Below are 21,130 nucleotides of genomic sequence, written 5' to 3' on the forward strand. Positions count from 1 at the left end.
GGTTTGTCCTGCCCTCCCCAGCCTGCCCTCCGGGCGGAACGGCGTCGGAGCAGGACCTGACACAATTGGAGGCATGGCAGCACCTGTGACCCCGCCGCGCGGCATGCGCGATTTCCTCCCCAACGAGAAAGCGGTCCGGGAGCACGCGCTGGGCACCATCAGGCGGAGCTTCGCCGCGCACGGGTTCGACGAAATCGAAACCCCGGTGATGGAGGATTCGGCCCGCCTGCACTCCGGCCTCGGCGGCGACAACGAGAAGCTCGGGTTCGCCGTGCTCAGACGCGGGCTGTCCCCGGCGGATGTCGCGGCCGCCGCCGAGTCCGGGGACCTCCTGTCACTGGCCGACCTGGGCCTCCGCTTCGACCTCACCGTGCCGCTGGCCCGGTTCTACGCCAGCCACCGGGCCGAACTGCCCGCCGTGTTCCGGTCCATCCAGATCGCCCCCGTCTGGCGGGCCGAACGCCCGCAGAAGGGGCGCTACCGCCAGTTCGTCCAGTGCGACATCGACATCATCGGCGAGGCCGGACCCCTCGCCGAGATCGAGCTGATCGCCGCGACCACCGCTGCCCTCGACGCCCTCGGCCTGACCGGCTGCTCCGTGCGGATCAACGACCGGCGCATCCTCGCCTCCCTCCTCGCGCACTGGGGCGTGCCGCCGGAACTCGCCGAACGGGCGCTGATCACCATCGACAAGCTCGACAAGATCGGCGTCTCCGGAGTCGTCACCGAGCTCGGCACCCTCGGCGTCGACACCGACGGCATCGCCGACACCCTCGAGGGGATGCCCGGCCTCGGCTGGGACGCCGACGCACCGGCCTGGCTCGACCCCGCCGCCCACGCCGACCTCCGCGCCCTGCGCGACGCCCTGCCGGCCACCCGACTGGTCTTCGACCCCACCCTCGTGCGCGGCATGGGCTACTACACGGGCACGATCTTCGAGATCGCCCACCCGGAGCTGGGCTATTCGCTCGGCGGCGGCGGCCGCTACGACGGGATGATCGGCCGGTTCCTCGGCACTGACGTGCCCGCCTGCGGATTCTCGATCGGCTTCGAGCGCATCGTCGACCTGCTCGGCCAGGCCGGGACGGCCGACACCGACGCGGTCGTGCTGGTGCACGAGAAGGATGCCGATCCGGCCGCCCTGGTGGCGCTCAAGGCGTCCCTCGTTGCCACGGGGCTGCGCGTGCGCCTCGAACGCCGCACCAAGAACCTCACCGCGCTGCTCGACCGGGCGGCCGCCGCCGGGTACGGGCGATACGCGTTCGTCAGCCCCGAAACCGCCCCGGCCGCCTCGCTCCAGTTCCGTCCGCTGGGCGAATCAGCCCACCATCACTAGACTGTTATGGGATTGGAACACAGCGAGGTCTTCCGAGATTCCCCCAGATCCCCACCCCCAATTAAAGAAAATAAAAGGAAACAGGAGATAGCTGTGGCTCTCATTGAGGCAGTAGTAGCGCGCGAGATTCTTGACTCCAGAGGCAACCCGACCGTTGAGGTCGAGGTATTGCTTGACGACGGTTCGGTTAGCCGCGCTGCGGTTCCGTCCGGCGCATCGACCGGTGCGTTCGAAGCTTATGAACTGCACGACGGCGACAAGTCGCGTTACCTGGGCAAGGGCGTGCTCAAGGCCGTTGACGCCGTCATCGACGAGCTCGGCCCGGCAGTCGAGGACCTCGACGCCACCGACCAGCGCATCGTCGACGCGGTCCTGAACGAGACCGACGGCACCGACAACAAGCACCGCGTCGGCGCCAACGCCATCCTCGGCGTCAGCCTCGCCGTCGCGAAGGCCGCCGCCACCTCGGCCGGCCTGCCCCTGTTCCGCTACCTCGGTGGCCCGAACGCGCACACCCTGCCGGTGCCGATGATGAACATCATCAACGGTGGCTCGCACGCCGACAACGACGTGGACATCCAGGAATTCATGGTCGTCCCGCTCGGCGCCGAATCCTTCGCCGAGGGCCTCCGCTGGGGCACCGAGACCTACCACGCGCTCAAGGCGCTCCTCAAGTCCAAGGGCCTGTCCACCGGCCTCGGCGACGAGGGTGGCTTCGCCCCCAACCTGCCCAGCAACCGTGCGGCCCTCGACCTCATCGTCGAAGCCATCACCAACGCCGGCTACACGCCCGGCAAGGACATCGGCCTCGCGCTCGACTGCGCCGCCTCCGAGTTCTACAAGGACGGCGTCTACCACTTCGAGGGCAAGGAACTCACTGCCCAGGAGCTGTCCGCGTACTACGTCGAGCTCGTCGCCGCCTACCCGCTCGTCTCGATCGAGGACCCGCTCGAGGAGGACGACTGGGAAGGCTACGTGCACCTCACCGCCGAACTCGGTGACAAGGTGCAGATCGTCGGCGACGACCTGTTCGTGACCAACCCGGTTCGCCTGGCCAAGGGCCTCGAGCTCGGCACCGCCAACTCGATCCTGGTCAAGGTCAACCAGATCGGCACCCTCACCGAGACGCTCGACGCGGTCGCCCTCGCCCAGCGCGCCGGCTACACCACGGTCATCTCCCACCGCTCCGGTGAGACCGAAGACACGTTCATCGCCGACCTCGCGGTCGCCGTCGACGCCGGCCAGATCAAGACCGGAGCGCCTGCCCGCAGCGAGCGCGTCGCCAAGTACAATCAGTTGCTGAGGATTGAAGAAGAGCTGGGCGAGGCCGCGGTCTACGCGGGCCGTTCCGCTTTCCCGCGGTTCAAGGCCTAGCTGTTCCGGAGCTCTCGAGGCCCGGGTCGTCCGGGCCTCGAGAGCTCCATTTTTTTGTCCGGATTCGGTTAGGGTTCGAGTAGCCTCCCGAACCCGACGAGTGCGAGAGGGGTGAGCCATGGGCAGGAAACGCGCGGAGCGACACCCCGTCGCCCTGACAACCACGGAAACGGCCACCAGCAACTGGCTGCGCGGGCTGCGGCTGTCGGGCTTCTCCTTCATGATGATGGGAATCCTGATCCTCGCCGTGATCGTGCTGGCCCCCGGCATCCGCACCTACGCCGAGCAGCAACAGCAGATCGAGCGGCTGACGAAGGCCGTAACGGCCCAGCAGGGCAGCGTCGACGAGCTCAAGTCCGAACGCGAGCGCTGGAACGACCGCACCTTCGTCACGACCCAGGCCCGCGACCGGCTCTCCTACGTCCTTCCCGGCGACGTCAGCTTCCTGGTGATCAACGACCTCGCCCTGCCCGTCGCGGGCGGCACGGAGCCGCCGCCGGCGAGCTCCGTCATCCAGAACACCAACGTCGATTGGCTCTCCTCCATGTTCGCCTCCGTCATGACAGCCGGCCTTGCCCCGGAGGCCACGAAATGACGCGGCCACCCTTCGCCCCGGTCAGCCAGGCCGACATCGATACGGTTTCCGCGCAGTTGGGCCGGCCGGCCCGCGACGTCGTCGGCATCGCCGGTCGGTGCGTCTGCGGCGCCCCGACCGTGGTGGCCACCGCGCCGCGGCTGAGCGACGGCACGCCGTTCCCCACCTTCTATTACCTCACCCACCCGGCCGCCACCGCCGCGCTGTCCTTCCTCGAGGCCACCCAGGTGATGAACGAGTACAACCAGCTGCTCCAGGACGACGAGGACATCCGCGCCCGCTACCGCCGCGCGCACGAGGGCTTCCTCTCCGACCGCGAATCGATCGGCGTCGTCCCCGAGATCGCCGGGATCTCCTCCGGTGGCATGCCGGAACGGGTCAAATGCCTGCACGCCCTCGCCGCGCATTCCCTCGCCGCCGGACCGGGCGTCAACCCGATCGGCGACCTCGCCCTGGCCAGGGCGGCCTGGTCGCCCGCGGTCTGCGAGTGCCTCGACTACACCGCGGCGGACGCGTGACCTCACCCTGGCGACGGATCGGGACGGGCGTCGGCCTGAGCCTGGCCCTGGCGCTGGGCGGGGCATCCGTGGTCATCGACGCGCCGCCGGCCCACGCCGACCAGGTGCGCGACCTCGAGTACTGGCTGAACGACTACGGTTTCACCCAGGCCTGGGCGACCACCCGCGGCGCCGGCGTCAAGGTGGCCGTGATCGACACCGGGGTGGCCCCCAACATCACCGAACTGGCCGGCGCCGTCGTCGGCGGCACGGATGTCTCCGGTCTCGGCTCCCCGAACGGCCAGACCCCGGTGGGCGACCGGAGCGAACACGGCACCCTCGTCTCCTCGCTGATGGCAGGTCGCGGCACCGGCGAGGGAACCGGAATCATCGGCGTGGCCCCGGCCGCGTCGATCCTGGCCGTGTCCGTCGCGTTCGGCACCAACGGCGCCACCCTCAGCAACGACGAGCAGATCGCCGCCGGCATCCGGTGGGCCGTCGACAACGGGGCGGACGTGATCAACATGTCGTTGACCCGCAACACCCTGGACTGGCCCACCAGCTGGGATGACGCGTTCCTCTACGCGTTCGAGCATGATGTCGTCGTCGTCGCGGCCGCCGGCAACCGGGGCAGCGGCACCACCGAGGTCGGCGCGCCGGCCACCATCCCCGGCGTGCTCACGGTCGGCGGTGTCGACCGCAACAAGGCCGCCAGCTTCGACGCCTCCTCGCAGGGCATCACCATCTCGGTGGCGGCCCCGAGCGAGCAGCTTGTCGGCGTGGTGCCGGGCGGCGGCTACGTGCAGTGGGACGGGACCAGCGCGGCAGCGCCGATCGTTTCCGGCCTGGTCGCGCTCGTGCGCTCCGCCTACCCGAAACTCGACGCGGCCGAGGTGATGAACCGGGTGATCGCCACGGCGAACCCGAACGGCCACGAGGTGCCCAGCCCGATCTACGGGAACGGGCTGATCGACGCGGCGGCCGCCGTGACGGCATCCGTGCCGGCCTCCACCGCGCCGACGCCGACGCAGCTGCTCGAGGAGTGGATCCGGGTGCACCGCCGCGCCGACACCGCCCCGACACCGGAACCGGAGACCACGGCGGTCGCGCCGGTCCCGCCGAAGAAGGACCCCGCCCTCCCCGCGCACAACCTGGCGGCGGCGTGGCTGCCCGGTCCGCTCAGCCTGACCTATGTGACGGTGCCGCTCATGGTTCTGGTCGGGTTTGGTATCCTAGTAACGCTGTTCGGCGTAGGGGCCACTCGGCACTTCAAGCGATTACGATCAAAACGCTGAGTTTTCGCGCATCCAATCTGTAGGAGGACCTCTAATCGTGCCCAAAATTCTCATTGTCGGCGGCGGCTACGCGGGGTTCTACACCGCTTGGAAGCTGGAGAAATGGCTGCGAGCCGGCGAAGCCGAGGTCACCATGGTCGACCCGCTTCCGTACATGACGTACCAGCCGTTCCTGCCTGAGGTCGCGGCCGGTTCCATCGAGGCCCGCCACGCCGTCGTCGCCCACCGGCGCCACCTCTCCAAGACCAACGTGCTCACGGCCAAGGTCACCCACATCGACCACGCCACGAAGACCGCGACCATCACGCCGCCGGTCGGCGAGCCGTGGGAATTCGTCTACGACGTCGTCGTGGTCACCGCCGGCGCCGTCTCGCGCACCTTCCCGATCCCGGGCGTCGCCGACCAGGCCTTCGGCCTGAAGACCATCGAGGAGGCCGTCGCCATCCGCGACCGCGTGCTCACCAACTTCGACAAGGCGGCTCAGCTGCCCGCCGGCCCCGAGCGCGACCGCCTGCTGACCTTCGTCGTCATCGGCGGCGGCTTCGCCGGCATCGAGGTGTTCGCCGAGTTGCGCTCGTTCGCCACCTCGCTGCTCAAGTCCTACCCGGAGATCGGCTTCGACGACACCCACTTCCACCTCGTCGAGGCGATGGGGCGGATCATGCCTGAGGTGTCCGTGCCGACCAGCCTCTGGGTGATCAAGAACCTCGATCAGCGCGGCGCACAGATCCACCTCAACACCCAGCTGACCAGCGCGGTCGACGGCAAGATCGAACTGTCCACCGGTGAGAGCTTCGAGACCGACCTCATCGTCTGGACCGCCGGTGTCATGGCGAACCCGGCGATCGTGCGCCACACCGACCTGCCGATCGAAGAGCGTGGCCGCCTGCAGGTTCGCACCGACCTGCGGGTCGGCACCGAAGACGAGATCATCGCGGACGCCTGGGGTGCCGGCGACGTCACCGCCGTGCCCGACCTCAGCGGCGGGGGAGTGGGCGGCTTCTGCGTTCCCAACGCCCAGCACGCGGTGCGCCAGGGCAAGCTCCTCGCGAAGAACATCGTCGCCGTGCTCCGCGGCGAAACGCCCAAGGAATACCTGCACAAGAACCTCGGCGCCGTCGCGGGCCTCGGCGTCGGCCACGGTGTCTTCCAGTCGGGGAGGATTGCGATCACCGGCCTTCCGGCCTGGTTCGCGCACCGCGGCTACCACGGCCTCGCCATGCCGAGCTGGGAACGCAAGCTCCGCGTCGTCTGGGGCTGGCTGAACAACTTCTTCCTGGGCCGCGACATCGTCTCCCTCGCTGCCGTGGAAAACCCGCGCGCCGTGTTCGAGGAGTTCGCGTCGCGCCCGAAGCCGCCGGCGGAAGCCTCCGCACCGGCCAAGGCTGCTCCCGCCAAGGCCGCCCCGGCCAGGACCGCCGCCGCTGCTGTCACGACAGGTGCTGCAGCGGAGAAGGCCGCGCCGGCAGCCCGAGCACCGCGGGCGCCGCGGAAGACCTCCGCGAAGCCGGTCGTCACCGCCGATGCGGCCGTGGAGACCGTCGACGTCGAGGACACCGTTTCCGTGTCGAAGTAACACCGGCGCTCTCGGCAGCACCTACGCTTGAAGCGTCCGGCCTCGGCCGGGCGCGCCCCCGTAGCCCAATGGCAGAGGCAGACGACTTAAAATCGTCACAGTCTGGGTTCGAGTCCCAGTGGGGGCACCATGATCCGTCACCGAACTTCCGCGTGATTCCGCGGAAGTTCGGCCCTCCAGAGGTCCGTTTGAGGGCTCTTGGCCACTCCGTGCCCACATTTTGCCCACACCGATCGCCACAGCAACGCCTCGGCGTGCTCTCTGAACGTTGGCCCACACTCTGTCGGCTCGACGTCGAAAAGGCATTACCGACTCATGCTCCTGGTGGTGAAGTGCTCAACCGACGGATGTGTGTCCTCCCGCTCGACCCTGCCGCGTCGTACTGGTGTAATTGTCCTCGACAGGAAGTGGAACATCCGTGCGCTACATGATCCTCATTCATTCCAACAACATCGCCGAGACGGCGTGGGCTGACGGCGAGAAGGCCGCGCTCGACCTGACGCACGGCGCCGTGGTCGGCGAGCTGATCGCGTCCCGCGAGCTCGTCGACACCAACGAGCTTGACGTGGAGGACGTCACCGTGATCGGTCACCACAATGGCGAGCCCGTGGCAACGCGCGGTCCGTTCACCGAGGGCACTGAGTGGATCGGCGGCTACTACATCGTCGACGTCGTCGACCGGGAGCGTGCTGTCGAGATAGCAGGTCGGTTCACTGAGAACCGGTACTCACCGATCGAGATCCGGCGGGTCGTGCACACGCCGCCCACGAGCTGACCGGCTCGGGCTCGCAGAATGGCCCCCAGCTTGCGGCCCTTCTTCGCCGAGGACCTAAAGGACCCCAATCCGACACCGACCAAATCAAGGAGATCTCATGGAGTACCTGCTGTTCATCGTTAGCGACCCGGCTGCGCCCACTTACATCCCCGAGGAGGACAACATCGAGGAGTGGGTCGCCGACCTTGAGAGCCGTGGGGTCGCCCGCGGCGGCAACCGGCTGCGTCCGGTCTCCGATGCGACGACCGTGACCGTGCGCGACGGCAAGACGATCGTCACCGATGGTCCATTCACCGAGGCCAAGGAGTGGATCGCCGGCTTCGACCTCATCGACGTCGAAAACCTCGACGAGGCGATCGAGATAGCCGCAAAACATCCGATGGCAAGGTTCGGACGCGTCGAGGTCCGTCCGGTCTGGCCATTCGAGTGATCGTAACAACTCGACTCGGATGACCAGTCCCGACGCTGGCCACGGCGCCACCGAGGTGAGCCGCGTGCTCGCCTCGGTGGCGTCATCCGAGCGCCTGCGAATCGTCTCGACACTGATCCGCATCACGGGCGACTGGGACCTTTCGGAGGACTGCTTCCAAGATGCCGTCGCCCGCGCGCTGACATCGTGGCCGGAGTGCGGCCTCCCCGATAACCCCGGTGCGTGGCTCACCACCGTCTCGAAAAATCTCGTGATCGACGCGCTACGGCGCGCGTCGACTGAACGGAACACCACCAGGCGCTACGCCCTCGAGACCGAGATCGACGCGCAGGAGCGCCTGACCGCGGCATCCGGAGGGGAAGGCATGGAAATGCTGACTGGCACATCCGATGACGCCCTGGACGACGACCGCCTCCGCTTGATCTTCACCTGCTGCCACCCGGCGCTCGCGATGGATGCCCGCGTCGCGCTCACTCTCCGCACCGTGGTGGGGCTAAGCGTGCGCGAGACCGCGCACGTGTTCCTGGTGACCGAACAGACCATGCAGAAGCGTCTGGTTCGGACGCGGGCGAAGATCCGCGCGGCGGGTATCCCCTATCGAGTGCCACCCGCGGAAATGCTGCCCGAGCGGACTTCAGGAGTGCTCTCCGTGATCTACCTTCTGTTCACCGAGGGATACTCGTCAGGGAGCGGCGCCGAGCTCGTGCGCTCCGCCCTCGCGGAGGAAGCGATCCGGTTGAGCCGCCTCATGGTTACCCTGACGCGGCACTCCACGCAGCTGCCCGAGGTGCTCGGATTGCTCGCACTCGAGCTGTTCCAGCAGTCCCGTGCGGGCTCTCGCATCGACGACGACGGCGATCTGGTGCTGCTCGAAGATCAGGACCGGCGGCTCTGGGACGGAGCCGCTATCTCGGAGGGCATTGCGGTGCTTGCCTCAGCCGAGGAAGAGCCCCAGCGACTCGGCGGAGTGGCCGGCACCTACCAGCTCCAGGCGCAGATCGCCGCGCAGCACGCGACTGCTCCGACTGCGGCGGCGACGAACTTTCACCGCATCGCCGAACTTTACGCCCGTCTCGGGCGGGTCTCTCCGTCGCCGATCATTGACCTCAACCGCGCGATCGCCGTGGCACTGGCGGAGGGGTCGGAGGCTGGGCTCGAACTGTTGGACATCCTGGACCGCAACGCACATCTCGCCGACTACCACCTACTGCCCGCAGCCCGCGCCGACCTCCTCCGCCGCGGCGGGCGGTTCGCCGATGCCCTGCCGCACTACCTGCGCGCCCTCGAACTCGCACCCTCCGATCCGGAGCGTCGATTCCTCCAGCGGCGGATCGACGAGATGCGGACAACCGCACAAACTCCGTCGTCGACGGCCCCGCCTGGCGGGCCACCTACGCAGGTTGATGCCACCTGACCTCATGTCGGGAATCATCCAACGACCAGGTTCTGATGACCGTCGATGAGCTCGCGCACGATGTCGAGGTGGCCCGCGTGCACGGAGGTCTCCGCAAGGACGCGAAAGATGACCGCGCGCCCGTTCCGCATCGGTGGCCCATCGTAAACGCTGGCTGGGGGCACCCAGAGCGGAGGAGCGTCGAGATCGATCCTCCTGAGCACCTCGTCACTGCGGGCTATCTGCCGCTCGTACACGTTGATTGCTTCAGCACCCGCCATCGGGTCCGACGACCAGCCGTCATGAACGGCTTCGATCGCTTCCGCGTCACCACCAAGAATGGCTGATATCCAGAACATTTCGTCGTCGTATGCGAGGTGATTGAGAAGCCGGGTGATCGTCCAACCCGACGGGACGAATGCGCGATGCATGTCGTCCTCCGCCAGCCCCCTCACCGTTCTCAGCACATGTTGTCGTTCATTCGCCAGCTGCGCGAGCAGGGGTGCATCACTCATGATCAGCACTGTTTGCTCCATCGTGCGTTCTCGTCGGTCGGCGGAGGAGACCGGTGGTGATGGCAGTGCTGTGTGCAACTCGGGCGATGGTGGCGCTCCATCCATCGCGGGTGCCGCCCTCGATGAGGTTGCGTACATCATCATCCGCCAACTGGTCGGGAAAGGTAACCGTGAGCGCGAGGCGAGTGCCTTCTGCGACGTCGTGGAGGTCAACGGTCACGATCGGCGCTTCGTCCTCGCGGTTTCCGGTGAGCTCAGGCCATCCTCCAGTCGCTCCCCACCGAAAGACCAACCGCTCGTTGGGTACGACCTCAAGGTATACGCCGCCGGTGGGGTATTGGAGGTCGTCATCGACCACCATCTGTTGACGCCACACGCCGCCCACCCTGAGGTCTACCTGGATAGGCGTCGAGGGAGTGGGCATAGCGGGGTTGTAGAACCAGGCGAGGTGTTCCGGCTCGGTCCACGCCGTAAAAACTACATTGCGCGGCGCGGGCACGACGCGGGACAGGGTGAAGCTTCGTTCAGTTCGTGTCTGAGACATCATCGCGCTCCTTCAGATTGTCAGAGGTGTAATTCGTGGCTGGGGCCAATCATGAGGTGCTTTTCGAGACCGCCTAAACGCGATTCGAAGAACTGGCGTAAGGCACCATACATTGTCCACTGCTGGAAGCGACGACGGATTCAAGCGGCAGTACCGCCATTGAGCGGTCCAAGTCTGGCCGACCGTCGAGTTGCACCGACGGATTCCGAGGGCAGGGCGCGGACAGGCTCGAGGGCATGAACCGTTGGGTGAGGCACTGGCCCAGATCTCTCGCGCCTGGCGCGTCCCCGTTGGGGCGAGATCCGCTCCACCAATGGCCCATGTGATCCAACCGCGCCTGTGCCATTCTCAGGAGATGGATTGGCCTCAACCTGAACCGGTCTGCTCTGAGCGGCTCCTGCTTGAACCACTCGCGGTGGACCATGCAGCTTCGATGGTCGACGTTCTGGCCGACCCGTCGCTATACGAGTACACCGGCGGCGAAGCCCCGTCATTAGACCTGCTCCACAGCAGATATGCCGCACAGATCGTGGGGCAGTCTGATGACGGTTCCCAATGGTGGCTGAACTGGATAGTCACATACCGAGACACCGGTGAGCCGGCCGGTTTCGTGCAGGCAACCGTCGCGAACGTTGAAAATACGAGGAAGTTGGCCCGGACTGAGGCCTCGACTGGGGTGGAACTAGAGTTCGAGTCCCAGTGGGGGCACCACGCAAGCCGGCGTCAGCGCGCCGCGACCTCGCCGGGGAGGGCGAGGTCGACGAAGGCGCGCACCGCCGCCGACACCCGCCTGCTGCGGGACGCCGCCAGGTAGACGGTGAACTCCGGCACGTTCGCGACCGGGAGCCGCCGCACGCCGCGGGCGTCGCGTGCGGCGAACTCCGGCAGCAGGGCGACGCCGAGGCCGTTGGCGACATATTCGGCGGCGGTGCCGATGTCGGAGACCTCGATCATCACCCTCCGTTCGACGCCGGCCACGGTGAACGCGTCGTCGACGATCCCGCGGCTGGCATAGCCGGGGGGAAGGTCGATGAACTCCTCCCGGGCGAGACCGTCGAGTTCGACCGGGCGGGCGGAGGCGAGCCGGTGGTCGTCCGGCACGACCAGCACCATCGGCGACGACGCGATCGGCCGGGCGATCAGCGCCCCCGGCACCGGTCCGCTCAGGGCGAGGAAGGCCAGGTCGAGCTCGCCGGAGGCCAGGTCGTCGACCAGCCCGGCCGACCCGCGCCGGGCGGCCCGCAGGCGCACGCCGACGCCCGGATGCCCGGTGCGGAACAGGCCGAGCAGCCCGGGGACGTCGACGAGGGTGACCGAGGTCATCAGCCCGATCACGATTGAGCCGGTGATGGCGTGCGTGCTCTGCTGGGCGGCGTCGCGCACCTCGTTCACTGCGTCGAGTGCCTCCCGCACCTTGGGCAGGAGCAGGTCGCCCGTGGAGGTGAGCCGGATCTGACGGCGGCTGCGGTCGAAGAGTTCGACGCCGAGTTCGCTCTCGAGCGACCTCACCCCGGCCGACACGGCGGACTGGGCGATGGTGAGCCGGTCGGCGGCGCGGGTGAAGTTCAGTTCGGCGGCGACGGCGCTGAAGAATTCGAGCTGGCGGAGGTCCATCCGCCAATCATCTCACTCGGAGATTGATGGCATCCGTCATCGGCGTTGTTTCCTATCGGTCGGCGAGGGACGATTAATGCAGGCGCCGGACTTTCGGCGCCAGGAGGCAGGCACCATGACGAACCCATCCGTACGCAACGACGAAGCGACGGATGCCGCGCATGCGCCGGCAGACCCGGTCACGCCCTACGGCGCCGGCACCGCTGCCCTGTCGCGCCGTTCCGCCGACCGGGTCGTCGAGTGCCTCACGGCCTACGGCGTCAAGTGGGTGTTCGGAGTTCCCGGCGCCAAGATCGACCCGGTCTACGATTCCCTCGTCGACGCCGGCCCCGAGCTGATCGTCTGCCGGCACGAGCAGAACGCCGCGTTCATGGCCGCGGCGGTCGGCCGCCTGAGCGGCCACCCCGGCGTCGTGCTCGTCACGAGCGGCCCGGGCACCTCCAACCTGGCGACCGGCCTGCTCACCGCGACGACCGAGGGCGACCCGATGGTCGCCCTCTGCGGCGCCGTCCCTCGCGCCGACCGTCTCAAGCGCACCCACCAGTCGATGGACGCCGTCGGCATGCTCTCCGCCGTGACGAAATCCGCCGGCGAGGTCAGCGTCGCGGACAACGTGCCGGAGGCCATCGCCAACGCTTTCCGGCAGGCGACCCAGGAGCCCAAGGGCGCCGCCGCGGTCGTGCTGCCCTACGACGTGCTCGTCGACTCGACCACGGTCACGATGAAGAACCCGCACTGGGTGCCGCAGCTGGGCGCCGCCCCGGCCGAGAGCGTGCAGCGCGCCGCAGCCCTGCTGCAGAACGCGACCTTCCCCGTCATCCTCGCCGGCGCCCGCTCGGGCTCCGACCGCGCCACCGCCGCCGTGCGCCGGCTGCTCGGCGTGGCCGGACTGCCCGTGGTCGAGACCTTCCAGGCTGCGGGGGTCATCTCGCACGAGCTCGAAGAGCACTACCTGGGCCGGGTGGGCCTGTTCCGCAACCAGCCGGGGGACATCCTGCTGCACAAGGCCGACGTGATCCTGGCCGTCGGCTACGACTTCGTCGAATACGAACCGTCCAAATGGAACAAGGACCACCAGCGGGTGATCATCCACCTCGACGAGCTCACGGCCGACCTCGACGACTACTACCGCCCGACGGTCGAGCTCCGCGGCGATGTCGCCGAGACCCTCGACGCGCTCGCCCGCCAGATCGACGGGCTCAGCCTGCCCGCGGCGGCGGCCGCTGTGGTCGCCGAACAGCGCTCTCGCCTCGCGCAGGCCGACCAGGCGACCGGCCACGACGAAACCGAGGGCGTGCACCCGGCCGAGCTGACCCTGATGATGCGCGAGCTGCTGCCCGACAACACCACGGTGCTCTGCGACGTCGGCTCGCACTACATCTACATGGCCAGGCATTTCCGCACCTACCACCCGCGCACCCTGCTGTTCTCGAACGGGCAGCAGACCCTCGGCGTCGCCCTGCCCTGGGCGATCGCGGCCACCCTGGTGCGGCCGGGCACCCCGGTGGTGTCCGTGTCGGGCGACGGCGGCTTCCTCTACTCGGCGATGGAGCTCGAGACGGCCGTGCGGCTCGGTTCGACCTTCACGCACGTGATCTTCAACGACGGAAGCTACGACATGGTGGCGTTCCAGCAGCAGGGCAAGTACGGTCGCACCTCCGGGGTGCAGCTGGGCGACTACGACGTGGTCGGCTACGCCGAGTCGTTCGGCGCGCACGGCTACCAGGTGACCCACCTCGCCGACTTCGCCGCCGTGCTGGCCACGGCCATGGCCGAACCGGGCCCGAGCATCATCGACGTGCGGGTCGACTACCGCAACAATAGAGACGAACTGATGGCCGACCTGGAAAGCGATGTGCTGCAATGAGCGAGATGACCGTGTCCCGGCACGAGATCTTCCAGACGAGCCTGATGAGCGCCCTGCTCGACGGCGTGTACGAGGGCGAGATGACCGTGCGCGACCTGCTCGGCCACGGCAGCTTCGGCATCGGCACCTTCAACGGGCTCGACGGCGAAATGCTCATCGTCGACGGCAGCTGCTACCAGCTGCGCGCCGACGGCGGGGTGACGAAGGCCGACCTCGGCGCCCACACCCCGTACGCGGTCGTCACCAACTTCGTGCCGCACATCGAGAGCGAGCTGCCGCCCGGCGTGCTGCGCGCCGAGGCGTCGGACGTGATCGACCGGTTGACGGCATCCGAGAACTACATGTACGCGCTGCGCATCGACGGCGACTTCGAATGGATCCGGATGCGCACCGTCGTCAAGCAGCAGAAACCGTACCGGCCGATGGTCGAGGCGACCGATGAGGACAGGGTCGTCGAGCTGCACGACGTCACCGGCGTCGTCGTCGGCTTCCGCACCCCGCTCTACGAGCAGGGCATCGGCGTGCCCGGCTGCCACGCGCACTTCATCACCGACGACCGCACGGCCGGCGGGCACGTGCTCGACTTCAAGCTGCGCACCGGTCGCGCGGCCCTGTGCCTCGGCACCGACCTCCGGCTGCAACTGCCGCTGACGGACGCCTTCCGCGACGCCAATCTCGCACCGGAGGACCTCGCCAGGCAGCTGCTCAAGACCGAGTCGCACGCGTAGGGCAGGAATGTCGCCCCGTCAGCCGGGGAGCGCGAGCGGTAGGGCGGCGAGCACGGTCCGACCGCCCCTGTCCGCCCGGGGTGCCATATCGACCAGCGCGAGCTGGGTCAGGGAGAACACGTCGCCTTCGTTGACCCGCCCTGAACGCTTGACGGTCACATGCGCCCGGAAGCCGGGGCCGGTGAATGCCGGCTCGTCGGGTGACGCGGCGAACGGCCGGACCGCATCGATCAGCCTCCGGTGCAGCGTGGTCAGGGCTGGGTTCGGGGTGATGACCGTCACCGGAATGTCTTCGCGGCGGCCGAACAACTCGTCGAGGCCGGCAGTCACGGTCAGGGCAGCCTGGCCGGCGGTGGCTGCGGCGATCACGTCGGCGATCTGGGCGGCCAAGGCATCCGTGTAGAACGGCGGCAGCACGGTGATGTGCGGCGGCCAGTCCGGCACCAGGAAGCTCTCACCGGGGGTGAGCGGTGTGAGCGGGAGGACGACGACGAGCCGGGACATGGGCCGAGTCTAGGCGGCGGGCGCGGCGCAGCCGCCCGGGGTGGGACGTGCGGCGCCTCTCCCCGCGCCCGAAACCGCACGCCGCGACCGCGGCCGCGGGGGCGGGCTGCCGAAACCGGCGCGGGCTGGGATCTGACTAGCCCAGGTGGTCGAGGTAGCGCAGGATGATGCCCTCGCGGAGCGCCCACGGCGACACCTCGAGTTCGGTCACGTCGAAGGCGGCCATCGCCGCGCCGAGCACGATCCCGCCGGCGACGATCTGGAACGTGCGGTCGGCGGTGATCCCGGGCAGGGCCGGGCGGGCCTCGGCCGGGATGCGGGCCAGGCGCGGCACCCAGTCCGCGAGCTGGGCGCGGCCGAGCAGCATCCGTTCGCCGGAGCCGAAGCCCTCGGAGGTCGAACCGGCCAGCCTGGCCAGGGACCGGATCGTCTTCGAGGAGCCGACCACGTGGTGCGGTGCGGGGAGCCCGGCGAAGGCGTCGACGGCATCCGCGAGCACGGCGGCCGCGTGCTTCCGAAGCGCGCTGACCTGCTCGGGCAGCGGAGGGTCGTTGTGCAGGAAGCCGATCGTGGAGCGCCCGGCGCCGAGCGGGAGCGACACGGCGACGGTCGGGATCTCGTTGCCGCCGGCGGCGATCTCGAGCGAGCCGCCGCCGATGTCGAAGAGCAGGATGTCCCTGGCCGACCAGCCGTACCAGCGGCGCACGGCGAGGAAGGTGAGCCGGGCCTCGTCCTCGCCGGAGAGCACCTGCAGGGCGACGCCGGTCTCGCGTTCGACCCTGGCCAGCAGTTCGGCGCCGTTGGTCGCGTCGCGGAGCGCGGAGGTGGCGAACGGGAGCAGATCGTCCACGTTGTGACGCCGGGCGATGCCTGCGGCGTTGCCCACGGCCTCGAGCACGGCCGTGCAGCCTTCCTCGGTGATCTCGCCCGCCGGGGTGAGGTAGCGCATCAGCCGGAGCACGGCCTTGTCGGAGGCCATCGGCACCGGTTGCGCGCCCGCGTGCGCGTCGACGACCAGCAGGTGGACGGTATTCGAACCGACGTCAAGAACTCCGAGGCGCACGCTCCGACGATAGCGCCTCGCGGACGGTCACGGTCACCGCGTGCCTGCGCACTCGGTCACGCGGTGACGGTGTGCCGGCTCGCCCGCAGGGTGCCGTCGACCATGGTGTGCACCGAACTCATCAGCGGCAGCAGGCGCTGGTCGTGGGTGACCAGCACGGTGGCGGTGTCGTGCTCCCTCGTCAGCCGCAGGATCAGGTCGAGGATGCTCGCGCCCCGCTCCTGGTCGAGCGCGCTCGTGGGCTCGTCGATGACCAGCGCGGTCGGCTCGTTCATCAGCGCCCGGGCGATGTTCACCCGCTGGCGCTGCCCGCCGGAGAGCTGGGCCGGCCGTTTGCCGGCCTGGTCGGCCAGGCCGACGGCATCCAGCAGCTCCAGGGCACGGATGCCCGCGGCCCGCCGCCCGCGCCGCCCGCGCGCCCGGCCGCCGAGTTCGCCCATCACCACGAGCTGCTCGGCGGCCGTGAGCGCCGGCAGCAGGTTGGACTGCTGGAAGATGATCCCCAGGCGGTCCCGGCGCAACTCCGCCCGCTCGGGCATCGAGAGCGCGGTCGCGTCGACCCCGCCGATCCGCACGGTTCCGCTGTCGGGGGTGATCAGCGTCGACGCGACGGCGAGCAGGCTCGACTTGCCGGAGCCGGACGGCCCGGTCACGCCGGCCACGGTGCCCTGCCGCACGGTGAGGGTGACGTGGTCGACCGCGGTGATGCGGTTCTCGCCGTCGGGGAAGGTGAGGGTGACATTGTCGAGCTGGATCATCGGTTGCTCCCGAGGGCGGTGAGGGGGTCGGTGGTGGTCACGGAACGGAGGGCGAACGCGGCGCCGGCGAGGCCGAGGACGATCATGGCGGCGGCGGGCACCAGGGTGGTCAGCGGGCTGAGCACGAACGGCAGCACGGTGCCGGCGACGGCCCCGAGGAGGGCGGTCAGGATGATGCCGACCCCGACGCCCGCGACGAGCACGAGCACCGCCTGGCCGAGCGCGTCGCGGACGAGCATCGGGTTGGAGGCGCCGAGCGCCTTGAGAATGGCGACATCCGGTTGGCGCTGGATGCTCCACACGGTGAAGAAGGCGCCGACGACGAGGGCGGAGATGCCGAACAGCATCGCCACCATCAGCAGCAGGGACCCGATCTCGGACCGGAACGCGCCGAGGGCGGTGAGCGAGGCGAGCACCCCGGCCGAGGAGGTGCCCGTCGCGGCATCCGCGGCCGGGTAGTCGACGCCCGGGCCGGTCACCGCGAGAACGGTGGCGTAGGCGTCCGTGCGGCCGGTCGCGGCGGCGATCGCCTGCCAGTCCGCCAGCTGCAGCCACACCACGGGAGTGTGCGAGTACCAGGTGTCGGCGCTGACCGTGTCGACGAGGTAGCGCGAACCGGCCAGGTCGACGGAGTCGCCGGCACGCACGGAGAGGTCCTCCGCGACGGTCTCCGGGAGGCTCAGGTGGCCGGCCCGGGAGGGGACGTCGCCGGATCGGTCAGCGCCGGATCCGGCCCCGAACAGGGCGACGGCGGCCGTTCCCCCGCCGGCCGACAGCCGCAGCTGGCTGATCCCGAGCGGGCTCACCCGTTCGACCCCCTGGCGCTCGCGCCACGCCTCGGCGTCGGCGGCCGTAACCTCGGAATCGGAATAACTGACCGCTGCGTCCCCCTCCGGCGCGGAGAAGACGATCCGGTCGGCGCTGAGGCCGGTCACCGCCGAGATGTTCTGGTCGGCCAGGCCGGCGGTCAGGCCGGACAGGAAGCCCACCAGCAGGGTGATCAGGGCGACGACGGTGCCGATCAGCACGAACCGTCCCCTGGCAAATCTGAGGTCACGCCAAGCTACGAACACGAAAAGGGCTCCTTCATCGGGATGAGCGTCCGGATTGCCGGACAGGTCAACTCTCGTCCGGGCGGCGTTTGCCGTCATCGTGCGGGTTGACCGCCTTCTCCGGCCCGAAGGTGGAAGATCCTTTCCACCTTTCGGCGGATGCCGGCCGGGCCGGCTCGGCGTAGCCTGAGGAAGTGATCACAGCGTGACCGGGCCTCAGGGTTCCGCCCTCAACCCCGTCTTCCTCGGCCTGCGGATCGGGCTGCACTCGCTCGTCCTCGGACTGGTCGTGCTCGTCATCGCGACGGCCGGCGCCGCAGGCTTTCCGGGGGCGATGGTGCTCACCATCGTCGCCGTCGTCTTCCTCGGCAGCTACGCCTTCGGCGCGATGCTCGGCCGCAGCCTGGCTGGTACGGGGAGAACGGGCGGCGCGGTCGGCGCCATCCGCTCCGGTGCCTGGGCGGCCCCGGCCTGGCTGGGCGTGCTCACTGCCGAATGGCTGGTCCTCGCCGCGCTCAGCGCCGAAGCGATGTACCTGGTCTTCCCTCTGTTCTTCCTCTACCTGCACGTCCTGGCCGGCTGGCGGGGCCCGGTGGCCGTGCTCGTCACGACCCTGCTAGCGATCCTCGCCTTCGGCAACCAGCGCGGGTTCAGCGTCGGCGGCGTCGTCGGCCCGCTGCTCGGGGCCGCCCTCGCGGTCGCCATCGGGCTGGCCTACCGCTCTCTCGCCCGCGAGGCGCAGGAGCGCGAGATCCTGATCGGCGAACTCCTGACGGCCCGCAGCCGGCTCGCCGCCGCCGAGCGGGCCGCCGGCGTTCAGGAGGAACGCGGCCGGCTCGCCCGGGAAATCCACGACACCGTGTCCCAGTCCCTCTCGAGCATCGTGATGCTGCTGCACGCGGCCGAGCGAAGCGACCCGGCCGGCGGCGCTGCGGCCGTGCGGATGAGGCAGGCGCGGGACGCCGCCACGGCGGCGCTCGCGGAGACCAGGCAGTTCATCGACGAGCTGGCGCCGCCGATGCTCCGGCAGGGCACCCTGGTCGAGGCCCTGGAGCGGCTCGCCGCCGAGACCGGCCGCACCAGCGGCATCCGGATCGGCGTCACCGTCGCCGGCGAGTTCGAGCCTCTGCCGACCCGGTACGAGACCGCGCTGCTGCGCATCGCCCAGGGGGCGCTGTCGAACGCCGTGCAGCACGCCGGAGCCACCCGGATCGACCTGACCCTGAGCACCCTCGACACCGAGGTCATCCTCGACGTGGTCGACGACGGTGTCGGCTTCGACACCGCGGCGGCAGGCCCGGCCCCGGGAACGGCCGGGACCGGGCGCACCTCGTTCGGCCTGCGCGCGATGCGGGAACGGGTGGCCGAACTCGGCGGCACCCTCACGGTCGAGAGCGCGCCGGGAACCGGAACGAGCGTCGTGGCCGGCTTCGAGGTGGGCGAATGAGCATCCGGGTCCTGATCGCCGACGACCACCCGATCATGCGGTCGGGCCTGGAAGCACTGTTCGGCACCGAGCCGACGATCAGCGTCGTGGCCGCCGTCGGCACACCGGACGAGGCCGTCGCGGCGGCGGAGCGCCTCCGACCCGACGTCGTGCTGATGGACCTGCAGTTCGCGGGCGAGTTCCGGGGTGCCGACGCGACCCGGCGCATCCGTGCCCTGCCGAACCCGCCGAGCGTGCTCATCTTCACCAACTACGACTCGGACAGCGACATCATCACCGCGATCGAGGGTGGGGCCGCCGGCTACCTGCTCAAGGACACGCCGCCCAACGACCTGATCGCCGCCGTCACCGCCGCTGCCGCCGGCCAGTCGGCGCTCGCCCCCGCGGTGGCGACCCGGCTGCTGTCGCGGGTGCGCAACGCGAGCCCGGCGCTCAGCGCGCGCGAGCTGGAGGTGCTGGCCCTGGTCGCCGAGGGGAGCAGCAACACCGACATCGCCGCCCACCTGCACGTCAGCGAGACCACGGTGAAGTCGCACCTCGCGCACATCTACCCCAAGCTCGGGGTGTCCTCCCGCACGGCCGCGGTGGCGGCGGCGCGCCGGAGCGGGCTGCTGCGCCGGCAGTAGCGGCCGTCGCGGCGGCTCGCGCCCACCCGGATCAGTCGACCGCGGGGGCGACGAAACGCTGCCACGCCCATGCCCCCGTGCTCAGCGCCGCGAAGGCGCCGGCCGCCACCCAGAGCAGAGTGATGGTCCCATTGCCATGCCACGTGGTCATCGCCGGCGCCAGCACCGCGAACAAGATCGTGAAGGCGAGCACGGTCAGGCCGGCCCAGACCGGCGGCGACCAGGCGAGGATGCTGCGCCCGCTGGTGCTGCCGATCGGCACCAGCACGATGGCGGCCGACCCGATCGCGGCGAGAACGACGCTGTTGGCGATCTCGGCGCCGAAGGCGCTGGCGAAACCGGTGGCGTGAGGCAGCACCCCGAGCGCCAGCCAGCCCGCGACGGCGAGCAGGATCAGGCTCCCTGCCCGCACGGCCGCGAGCTGGCCGCGGCGTTCCGGCCGGGCGTCGGCCGCGATCGTGACGCTGCCGAGCAATCCGAACAGCAGGGCCGGGTGGATCTCGAACACCCGCGACGCGAGCGCGCTCACCCCGACGAGGAGCAGGTAGCGCGGCAGGAAGGTGACGGATGCGTTCAGCCGCAGCACCTGCCGGCCCCACCACCGGGGAACGAGGGCGCCGACCCCGTTGACCACGAGCAGGGCGATCATGACGGCGACCAGCAGCCTGAGGTAGGCCGGCCGGCTGCCCACCGGCCCTGACAGCATCACCAGGGTCGCGGCGGAGACCAGGGCCGCCCCGGCCACGAGCCAGCGGTTCACGAGCACGGTCGGCGCGGTCTCGAAGTCGTCCCGCGGGTGGTTGCGGCCGGCGATCGGGGCCCCAGGCCAGAGCGGGCGCCCGGCCCGGGCTCGGGAGATGGTGCCGCTGAGCAGGCGGGCCGGGATGGCCAGGAGCAGGAGGCAGCCGAGGGCGAAGAGCGCGGCCTGCAGCCAGGAGAAGCCCGAGCCGGGCGGAAGCACCGCCGTCGTGAACTGGGTCGGGTCGTTCCAGCCTCCGGCGAGCCCGGTCGACGGAACGACGGCGTCCGGGTGGGGAACCGGGGGGAGCGCCTGCGGGGCCGGCGGTGCCGCGTCCGGCGGCCGCGCGGGCTGTGCCGGCGGGGCAGTCGTCGCGTCGTCGCCGGCCCCGGTCGGCGGTGC

At 69.7% G+C, this 21,130-nt stretch carries 20 protein-coding genes, 1 tRNA gene and 1 pseudogene; 14 read left to right on the forward strand and 8 right to left on the reverse strand.

What is annotated here, in order from left to right; translation table 11 throughout:
- The first annotated feature begins 73 nt into the window (after positions 1–73).
- From hisS to E3O32_RS16240, 10 genes are all read left to right on the forward strand, one after another.
- The gene (hisS, locus tag E3O32_RS16195; RefSeq protein ID WP_134510858.1) at positions 74–1,336 is read left to right on the forward strand and encodes a histidine--tRNA ligase; all 1,263 of its coding nucleotides are present in this window, start codon (positions 74–76) and stop codon (positions 1,334–1,336) included.
- 93 nt (positions 1,337–1,429) lie between these two features.
- Positions 1,430–2,710: a phosphopyruvate hydratase gene (eno, locus tag E3O32_RS16200; protein ID WP_134510859.1), complete on the forward strand. Its 1,281-nt coding sequence runs from the start codon at positions 1,430–1,432 to the stop codon at positions 2,708–2,710.
- Positions 2,711–2,828: 118 nt separating this feature from the next.
- Complete coding sequence (locus tag E3O32_RS16205) at positions 2,829–3,305, forward strand: FtsB family cell division protein (RefSeq protein WP_134510860.1); 477 nt, start codon at positions 2,829–2,831, stop codon at positions 3,303–3,305.
- On the forward strand, positions 3,302–3,823 hold the full coding sequence (locus E3O32_RS16210; RefSeq protein WP_134510861.1) for a DUF501 domain-containing protein: 522 nt from the start codon (positions 3,302–3,304) through the stop codon (positions 3,821–3,823). The genes E3O32_RS16205 and E3O32_RS16210 overlap by 4 nt, the downstream gene beginning before the upstream one ends.
- The gene (locus E3O32_RS16215; RefSeq protein WP_420898115.1) at positions 3,820–5,097 is read left to right on the forward strand and encodes a S8 family peptidase; all 1,278 of its coding nucleotides are present in this window, start codon (positions 3,820–3,822) and stop codon (positions 5,095–5,097) included. Before E3O32_RS16210 ends, E3O32_RS16215 begins: the two co-directional genes overlap by 4 nt.
- 37 nt (positions 5,098–5,134) lie before the next feature.
- Positions 5,135–6,673: an NAD(P)/FAD-dependent oxidoreductase gene (locus E3O32_RS16220; RefSeq protein ID WP_134510862.1), complete on the forward strand. Its 1,539-nt coding sequence runs from the start codon at positions 5,135–5,137 to the stop codon at positions 6,671–6,673.
- A gap of 54 nt (positions 6,674–6,727) precedes the next feature.
- Positions 6,728–6,803 (forward strand) — tRNA-Leu (locus tag E3O32_RS16225).
- A gap of 297 nt (positions 6,804–7,100) precedes the next feature.
- On the forward strand, positions 7,101–7,448 hold the full coding sequence (locus E3O32_RS16230) for a YciI family protein (protein ID WP_241975063.1): 348 nt from the start codon (positions 7,101–7,103) through the stop codon (positions 7,446–7,448).
- 97 nt (positions 7,449–7,545) lie between these two features.
- A complete protein-coding gene (locus E3O32_RS16235) occupies positions 7,546–7,878 on the forward strand; it encodes a YciI family protein (protein ID WP_134510864.1) in 333 nt (110 codons plus the stop codon).
- Positions 7,879–7,897: 19 nt separating this feature from the next.
- Complete coding sequence (locus tag E3O32_RS16240; protein ID WP_134510865.1) at positions 7,898–9,292, forward strand: RNA polymerase sigma factor; 1,395 nt, start codon at positions 7,898–7,900, stop codon at positions 9,290–9,292.
- Between the two features lie 14 nt (positions 9,293–9,306).
- On the opposite strand, the gene E3O32_RS16245 is transcribed toward E3O32_RS16240, so the two are convergent.
- The 3 genes from E3O32_RS16245 to E3O32_RS16255 form a co-directional block, all read right to left on the reverse strand.
- On the reverse strand, positions 9,307–9,786 hold the full coding sequence (locus E3O32_RS16245; protein ID WP_134510866.1) for a mycothiol transferase: 480 nt from the start codon (positions 9,784–9,786) through the stop codon (positions 9,307–9,309).
- The gene (locus E3O32_RS16250; protein WP_166790881.1) at positions 9,779–10,330 is read right to left on the reverse strand and encodes an SRPBCC family protein; all 552 of its coding nucleotides are present in this window, start codon (positions 10,328–10,330) and stop codon (positions 9,779–9,781) included. Before E3O32_RS16250 ends, E3O32_RS16245 begins: the two co-directional genes overlap by 8 nt.
- Positions 10,331–11,053: 723 nt before the next feature.
- Positions 11,054–11,944, reverse strand: a complete 891-nt coding sequence (locus E3O32_RS16255) for a LysR family transcriptional regulator (RefSeq protein WP_134510868.1) — start codon at positions 11,942–11,944, stop codon at positions 11,054–11,056.
- 115 nt (positions 11,945–12,059) lie between these two features.
- Between E3O32_RS16255 and alsS the strand changes: the two genes are divergently transcribed.
- Both alsS and budA read left to right on the forward strand, forming a co-directional pair.
- Positions 12,060–13,811, forward strand: coding sequence for an acetolactate synthase AlsS (alsS, locus tag E3O32_RS16260; RefSeq protein WP_134510869.1), 1,752 nt, complete (start codon positions 12,060–12,062; stop codon positions 13,809–13,811).
- Positions 13,808–14,539 (forward strand): acetolactate decarboxylase, encoded by a 732-nt coding sequence (budA, locus tag E3O32_RS16265; protein ID WP_241975060.1) that lies wholly within the window; start codon positions 13,808–13,810, stop codon positions 14,537–14,539. Before alsS ends, budA begins: the two co-directional genes overlap by 4 nt.
- An 18-nt stretch (positions 14,540–14,557) precedes the next feature.
- On the opposite strand, the gene E3O32_RS16270 is transcribed toward budA, so the two are convergent.
- The 4 genes from E3O32_RS16270 to E3O32_RS16285 all read right to left on the reverse strand — a co-directional run bounded on the left by E3O32_RS16270 (position 14,558) and on the right by E3O32_RS16285 (position 17,937).
- Positions 14,558–15,043 carry a 2'-5' RNA ligase family protein gene (locus tag E3O32_RS16270; protein ID WP_134510870.1) on the reverse strand — a complete coding sequence of 162 codons (486 nt, stop codon included), beginning with the start codon at positions 15,041–15,043 and terminating at the stop codon, positions 14,558–14,560.
- 136 nt (positions 15,044–15,179) lie between these two features.
- Positions 15,180–16,106, reverse strand: coding sequence for a Ppx/GppA family phosphatase (locus E3O32_RS16275; RefSeq protein ID WP_134510871.1), 927 nt, complete (start codon positions 16,104–16,106; stop codon positions 15,180–15,182).
- A gap of 56 nt (positions 16,107–16,162) precedes the next feature.
- Positions 16,163–16,864: an ABC transporter ATP-binding protein gene (locus E3O32_RS16280; RefSeq protein ID WP_134510872.1), complete on the reverse strand. Its 702-nt coding sequence runs from the start codon at positions 16,862–16,864 to the stop codon at positions 16,163–16,165.
- Positions 16,861–17,937 carry an FtsX-like permease family protein gene (locus tag E3O32_RS16285; protein ID WP_134510873.1) on the reverse strand — a complete coding sequence of 359 codons (1,077 nt, stop codon included), beginning with the start codon at positions 17,935–17,937 and terminating at the stop codon, positions 16,861–16,863. The genes E3O32_RS16280 and E3O32_RS16285 overlap by 4 nt, the downstream gene beginning before the upstream one ends.
- A gap of 184 nt (positions 17,938–18,121) precedes the next feature.
- Here E3O32_RS16285 and E3O32_RS16290 point away from each other — a divergent pair, with 184 nt between their 5' ends.
- Positions 18,122–19,363 carry a sensor histidine kinase gene (locus E3O32_RS16290; RefSeq protein ID WP_134510874.1) on the forward strand — a complete coding sequence of 414 codons (1,242 nt, stop codon included), beginning with the start codon at positions 18,122–18,124 and terminating at the stop codon, positions 19,361–19,363.
- Positions 19,360–19,989 carry a response regulator gene (locus E3O32_RS16295; RefSeq protein WP_134510875.1) on the forward strand — a complete coding sequence of 210 codons (630 nt, stop codon included), beginning with the start codon at positions 19,360–19,362 and terminating at the stop codon, positions 19,987–19,989. The genes E3O32_RS16290 and E3O32_RS16295 overlap by 4 nt, the downstream gene beginning before the upstream one ends.
- Before the next feature lie 31 nt (positions 19,990–20,020).
- Here E3O32_RS16295 and E3O32_RS17350 read toward each other — a convergent pair.
- A pseudogene (locus tag E3O32_RS17350) lies at positions 20,021–21,130 on the reverse strand (hypothetical protein); the annotation flags it as partial.

The organism is Cryobacterium mannosilyticum, from assembly GCF_004402705.1.
In the GTDB taxonomy this organism is placed as follows: Bacteria; Actinomycetota; Actinomycetes; order Actinomycetales; family Microbacteriaceae; genus Cryobacterium; species Cryobacterium mannosilyticum.